The following is a 6497-nucleotide window of genomic DNA, read 5'->3' as shown; positions in this document are numbered from 1 at the left end:
AGATCATTAAAAAGTAAGGATAAATAATTAAAATTTATTATTAATTTGGGGTTTATAACAGGTTTAAAATTTATATAGATATATTAGTTTCAACAGGTAAGATTAGAATATAAAAATGGTAAATGATGAAATGAAAATATCTTTATTAGATGTACAAAAAGTATTCAACGATCTATTAAACCATAAAATCAGCCGAGAGGATGCTGAAGAATGGGCAAGAATAAGAATGAATGCACTGGATAACCGAGACTTAATTTTTGATCCTCCGATTAAAGAAGAGCTTCTTTGGAAAGCGGTAATATATTTAAGTGGTGTTGGATTAAAGATATCTCCTGATAAGTACATGGAGGATGACATTGGCATTAAAGAAACATTTAATACTTATTGGAATCAATAAATTTTTGCTAAGAATTTTTTTAAATAGCCTATTTATGAAAGACTGTTTGTATCAGGTATATTCTACTAAGTAGAGTGAATAGCATGATTCAGAAAAATTTTAGTTTAAATTAGATTTACTACTAAATTTAAAATCTAAAACCACAATAAAGTACCGATATATCACTTCAAACCGAATAAGCATGCTTCACACAATAAGCTTTTACTCGGAACAACTCAATAAGAATATAATGGTAAAATAGTTGTTTGCTTTTCATTCTATTTCTTTCCATTTATAAAAAATATATAATGTTCTCAATAGCTTTATAATTACCTATTACATTCAATCAAGATCATTTAGTTTCAATAAAGAGAATAAAATGCAAGAACAAGCTTTACCCTCATCTCCTCAAGATTTGAATGAGGATCAAGATATTACGTCCCCACCAATTTCTCAATCAGGAATTTATCATTTTAAGTTTCATGGTAAAGCCTCAGAATATTTTGGAATCTGGATCGTTAATATTCTTTTGACTATTATTACTTTAAGCTTATATGCACCGTGGGCTAAAGTTCGTCGCTTACGCTATTTCTATGGCAATACAGAATTTTTTGAACGCCGCTTTGATTTTACAGGGATTCCGACCAAGATTTTGATTGGACGTTTAATTGCATTAGGAATTTACGCAGTATTTGCAATTTCATCACAGTATTCAATAGTTGCGACTGTGGTTGGACTAGTTGCATTATATACAGCAATACCTTGGCTAATTCGCGCTACTTTGCGTTTTACTGCAAGAAATAGTAAGTTCGGCAACGCACGTTTTTATTTTGGTGGAACGATAAAAGAATCTTATAAAGTCTTTCTTTTGAGTATATTGGTATATATTTTCACATTAGGAATTTTTACACCTGTAGCTATTTGGCTATATAAAAAATATTATCTAAACAACTTATATGCTGGACAATTAAATTTTAAATTAAACGCAAAATGGTCTGCATATATGGCTGCAGTTTATATACCAGTTTTTATTGTAATTGGTATAATTGCTATTTTTTCAATCATTTACTTTGCTATGGCAGGAACAATTGCTGGGTTCTCACCGAACGTTGCAGTCTTCGGAATAGTTATGGTATATGCATTTCTTGGATTATTTATTTATCCATTAATTGCTGCACGTATTTTTATTACGACATGGAATAATACTACAGTTGGAAACAGTCAATTTAAAACAGACTGTAATCAATGGCGTTTTGCATGGATTGTAGCTTCAAACTGGATTGTAAAAATCTTAACCCTAGGTTTAATGTCTGCTTGGGCTGCGGTTCGTATTCACAAATATCAGATTGAATCGATGAGTTTAATTTTATTAGATGATCCAGATCAAATGATGAATCTCGCTCAGCAAGAACAAAGTGCTTTAGCTGAAGAAATCAGTGATATTTTTGATATTGACATCTCTCTATAATAATCTGAGTTTAATAATTTATGTCCCAAGCAGTAGATATCATTTTCTATGATGGCATAGTGTCTAAACCTCACCGTGCTCAGATTTCAGCTCAATCTAAATCTGAAGTTCTCATTCGGTATGGTGAGCAATTAGAACAACAGCGTCATTATCAATATACTGATATGAAATTGATTGGTGCGCTGGGACAGTTACACCCAGTGATTGAATTATCTGATGATGCACGGATTGAATTTCATAGTGCATTACCTGAATGGTTTAATTACACAACTAAAAAGGTTCAACATTCGATTTGGAAACTTGAACGCTCTCCGAGTCTTATTCTTTTTAGTGTAATTTTTGTGATTACTTTTGCGTTCAGTCTAGTGAAATGGGGTGTTCCAGCTACATCCCATTATCTTGCTTTTCAATTACCTGAGAATACTTTAAAGAAATTAGGTGATGAAGCCGAGAATTATGTATTAAATAATTGGACTGCACCCAGCCAATTAGCACAAACTCAAAAAGACCAAATTACTAAACAATATTTGAATACTATTGCTGAAAACAGACCAGCCAAATTAGTGTTTCGTAAAGGCGATCATTTAGGGGCAAATGCTGTAGCGCTACCTAATAATACGATTATCATCACAGATGAACTGATCAAAATGGCACATACTAATCAGGAAATCTTAGGCGTATTAGCCCATGAACAAGGCCATTTGGTTTATCGCCATAGTTTGCAACAAGGGTTAACTAGTTTAGGCCTAAGTATATTATACATTGCAATGACAGGAGATAATTCAGACTTATTTACGTCATTACCTGCCGCTATGATTGGTGCAAATTACTCACGTAAATTTGAGTCAGAAGCCGATCTATATGCTTTACAGCTGATGGATAGGAAGCATATAGAAGTCTCGCACTTCGCAAATTTCTTACAACGTTTAAGCGATACAACAGAAGAAGGTATCGATAAAAAAAATCAATCCAATCCACCAACTTCTCAAGAAGAATCTTCAGCTAATAAATTATCTACAGCTGTGCTTGATACTTTATCCTCTCATCCTGCAACAGAAGAGCGTATTCGAATGGTTCATGATTTTGAGAAAAAACAACATGCTAAAGATTAAATAGTAGAAAACGAGGATTCATTCCCAAGACAATATGAAATATAAAGTTAAGCTGAAATCTCAATCTGCTTAACTTAATCCAAATTTCCATATGAGCTGCTAAGTACTCAAACTTTTTTAAAGACGCACAAAATAATTTATAGGCTCACAGAGTCTATCTAGAAAATTTATGGTCTTTAGGAAGTGGAGCATCACATGGTTGATCCGTCTTTACATTGACCATTTTCACAGGCCCATCGTTGTAGATTGTTACCTTGCAGCCTTTTACAACATATTCTTGTTGAATCCCACCGTACATTTCATCCTCAGAAACAGCAGATGCAACATCACACGCCTCGTCAGCATGGCACATATCCTCTTGCCCACCTACAGCTTCTGCTCCAGCAGCTTCCATTACATCTACAGCACTCTCCTGTACTTCAGCATCTACAGCCTGTATTTTTGCTGCATATGTGTTTGAAAGATTCATCATAAGAAAAATTGCAAGAAAGAACTTATTACTAGGTTTTATTAAATTCATGAATTATCCATATCTCTTAATTTAAATTTAGCGCGTATACCGAGATCGATTTTACTTTGCAAGTTAGTGATACAAAGGGGGTAGTATTATAAGGAGCCATTTTACCCATAATTATACATATAGCAGCAATAGTTGACCCGAAAGAATTCTTCAAACGATTAACAAGATATTGACCATTATGAGAGTGCAATTAACTACAAAATATAAAATTAAACTGAAATCAAAATCTGCCTAACTCAATCCAAATTTATATGGATTTCTAAGTACTAAAAATATTCACATAAAAAAGCCCCTGCTTTTAACAGAGGCTTGTCGAATTTTGTGAAGCAGTGAAATCCTAATTTAAACTAAGTATTGATGACATTGCTTTGTGCAATTCATTTTCCGCCGATTCAATTTTGTTGCTTTGCCAAGCAATATAGCCGTCTGGTCTGATCATGATGCAAGCATTCTCATCATTGCCCCAAGAGCGAGAAAGTTCTCCATAAGAGTCTTCAACGTCTCTTTTTGGACCTACCTGTATAACGTTAATATCCAAGTTAAGCTGTTTATTAAGTTTGTCTACAGCCCACTTCCATTTGTCACCTTGTAACCAACAGAAAAGCGTAAACTTTCCATTTCCGATTAAGTCTAAGGTTGATATTTTTTTATGATTTTTGACTAACCATACATGAGGGAGTTTATGGCCAGGGGTAAATGAAGGATAATAATGAAGATCTTCATCTCTACTAGAATCTATTTTATTTTCAATAGCAGACTCTGCTCCAATAATTGCAGATGAATAATACCGTACGTTAGTTTCGACTCCTAAAGCAGCAAATTCATAAGCTTTATATTCAATTGCAGATCTTAAATCACGGCGTTTAACAGCACCTTGTTCATTACCTTCACTTAAGGCATTTATGCTTCCTTGCATCGTCTCTGTACTGTACTTTCCATCTAACTCTAAAGCAGAAAAGATCGTAGAGAACTCTCTAACACTTTGATTTGCTCGCTTAACAATTCGCTCACCAACAGGTGCTCTTTCTTCATTAAAACTATCTAATAGACCACTACCCGCTTTGTCATTTAATACAAATGCTAATTTCCAACATAAGTTATAAGCATCCTGTATAGATGAGTTTGAACCTAAACCATTCGAAGGTGGATGACGATGGACAGCATCACCAATGCAGAAAACACGACCTTTCGAGTATTGCTCTGCATACATTTCATTTACTGTCCATAACGACTTACTACTTATGTTTATTTCAATGTCGTTATCACCAATAAGCTGCTTGCAAATTGCAATCACCTCATCATCAGTGAGAGATGGTTCTTCTTTTTCAATGTCATACCCCCAAACAATCTGCCATTCATTCCAAGGTCTGACCATACGCAACAACCCTAGGCCAATCCCACCAATGTTTGCTCCAGGTTGTATAATCCACCACAGGTATCCCGGTCGATGTGAAACATATTTTGTTAAATCGGCTTTAAAAATAATGCTTATACTGCCACTTTTCCCCATTTTACCTGCCATAGGTAAATCTAAATCTTTTACGACTTGGCTACTTGCACCATCAGCTCCGATTAAATACTTACAGCGGATTAAGTATGTTTGTTGAGTTAATCTATCTAAAACAGTGACTGTTACACCATCCTCATCTTGTACATGAGATAAGTATTCCGTATCAAATCTTGGATGACTCCCTCGTGATGCTGCATTTGAAAGTAAAATAGGTTCAAATAGGTGTTGAGGAAGATCGCACTGTTCACAGGGACTTGCTTTAGCATACTCTGACATTCTTTCTGGATGATTCATTCCATAAGGAAAGCGTCCAATTTCATCACCAGTTAAAGATGTGCAATAAACAACATCTCCCATAACTTCTTTTGGTGCTGCTTTTGCGATTACTTCATCTGAGATCCCCAAGTCTCGAACAATTTCCATAGTTCTCTGACTGATATAATGAGCACGCGGACTGTTTGCCAGCCATCTATATTTAGTTATTATGATATTTCTGATTCCATAACTACTTAACATAAGTGCAGCAGAAGAACCAGCTGGACCACTTCCAACAATTAAAACATCAGTTTCTAACATTTTTATCCTATTACTTACATATTTTTGACAGCTAAATAGTTACTACATACATTTAAAGCAAATAACCATTTTGAATATAATATTGCTTCTAAAAATCAAGTTCAGTTATTAATAAAGTATTCACAACATTAAGCGTAAAATAAAATTTCACCCTAATTCTTAAATATAAATTATTCCTATACCCCCTATTTATAAAATAATCATAAATACAATCTCTATCCAATAACAGCTATTTATAAATTTTGATAATTCTTTAAACTCTAAAATTATTCGTAATTTTTCAAAGCTCCTAAACTACTTTCTATAGTATCAAGATCTAATAAGGTGTCAGCAATATTTTTATATTAAATATATCTCAATTATATTTGTTAAATAAATTTTGATCATACCATTTTTCAAATTCGAAACTAGTTTCAGGAAAATTCTTGATCATATCCTCACATTCCTTAAACATTTTTTCTACTTCACTTTTAAAATCAATCTTTAATCCCCCAAGATCTTCTAGTTCGGTCCCTTTATGAATTATATTAATTAAGTCGATAGAGCAATTATTTTCTTTCAAAAGTCTAAGCATATATGGTGTATACAAAAAATATTCAGCTTCATTTATATCTATATAATTATTTTTTAAAGAGTACAAAACACCTAGATTAATTAGTAAAATTAACTTTTCCAAATCAGTTTTTCCAGATCTACTCATTTTTCTCTCCAACTATTCTTATATTAATCGAAAAATCTTATTAAACTAGCTTTAGTAATAATCGATATGTTCATTTTATATCTAAGTAACTCTATTAAATTTTTCTATTAAAAGCCACTTTAAATCCTACAGAATAAGTATAGTAACCTTCAACCTCCAGACTAGATGCTGACGCAACTCAATCAATTTATGTCATAGAAATAAAAAAAGCCCCTGCTTTTTACAGGGGCTTTTC

Annotated in this window: 6 protein-coding genes; 3 read left to right on the top strand and 3 right to left on the bottom strand. The window is 33.2% G+C overall.

Features of this window, described 5'->3' with window-relative positions; translation table 11 throughout:
- Window positions 1-130: 130 nt before the first annotated feature.
- The 3 genes from UC75_RS12035 (at window position 131) to UC75_RS12025 (ending at window position 2956) form a co-directional block, all read left to right on the top strand.
- Window positions 131-397 carry a hypothetical protein gene (locus tag UC75_RS12035; protein ID WP_049837844.1) on the top strand — a complete coding sequence of 89 codons (267 nt, stop codon included), beginning with the start codon at window positions 131-133 and terminating at the stop codon, window positions 395-397.
- A 358-nt stretch (window positions 398-755) separates the two neighbouring features.
- Entirely contained in the window at window positions 756-1844 is a 1089-nt protein-coding gene (locus UC75_RS12030; RefSeq protein ID WP_049837729.1) for a YjgN family protein, read from the top strand.
- Between the two features lie 20 nt (window positions 1845-1864).
- Window positions 1865-2956 (top strand): M48 family metallopeptidase, encoded by a 1092-nt coding sequence (locus UC75_RS12025; RefSeq protein WP_049837728.1) that lies wholly within the window; start codon window positions 1865-1867, stop codon window positions 2954-2956.
- A 154-nt stretch (window positions 2957-3110) separates the two neighbouring features.
- On the opposite strand, the gene UC75_RS12020 is transcribed toward UC75_RS12025, so the two are convergent.
- The 3 genes from UC75_RS12020 to UC75_RS12010 form a co-directional block, all read right to left on the bottom strand.
- Entirely contained in the window at window positions 3111-3428 is a 318-nt protein-coding gene (locus tag UC75_RS12020) for a hypothetical protein (RefSeq protein ID WP_128825272.1), read from the bottom strand.
- Between the two features lie 385 nt (window positions 3429-3813).
- The gene (locus UC75_RS12015) at window positions 3814-5562 is read right to left on the bottom strand and encodes an FAD-dependent oxidoreductase (RefSeq protein ID WP_049837726.1); all 1749 of its coding nucleotides are present in this window, start codon (window positions 5560-5562) and stop codon (window positions 3814-3816) included.
- A 355-nt stretch (window positions 5563-5917) separates the two neighbouring features.
- Window positions 5918-6262 carry a DUF3969 family protein gene (locus UC75_RS12010; RefSeq protein WP_049837725.1) on the bottom strand — a complete coding sequence of 115 codons (345 nt, stop codon included), beginning with the start codon at window positions 6260-6262 and terminating at the stop codon, window positions 5918-5920.
- Between the last annotated feature and the right edge of the window lie 235 nt (window positions 6263-6497).

Origin of the sequence: Acinetobacter sp. V2 (assembly GCF_001188385.1) — a bacterium.
In the GTDB taxonomy this organism is placed as follows: domain Bacteria; phylum Pseudomonadota; class Gammaproteobacteria; order Pseudomonadales; family Moraxellaceae; genus Acinetobacter; species Acinetobacter oleivorans.
The sequence above is the reverse complement of the archived record's forward strand: the minus strand, read 5'-3'. Positions and strand labels throughout refer to the sequence as shown.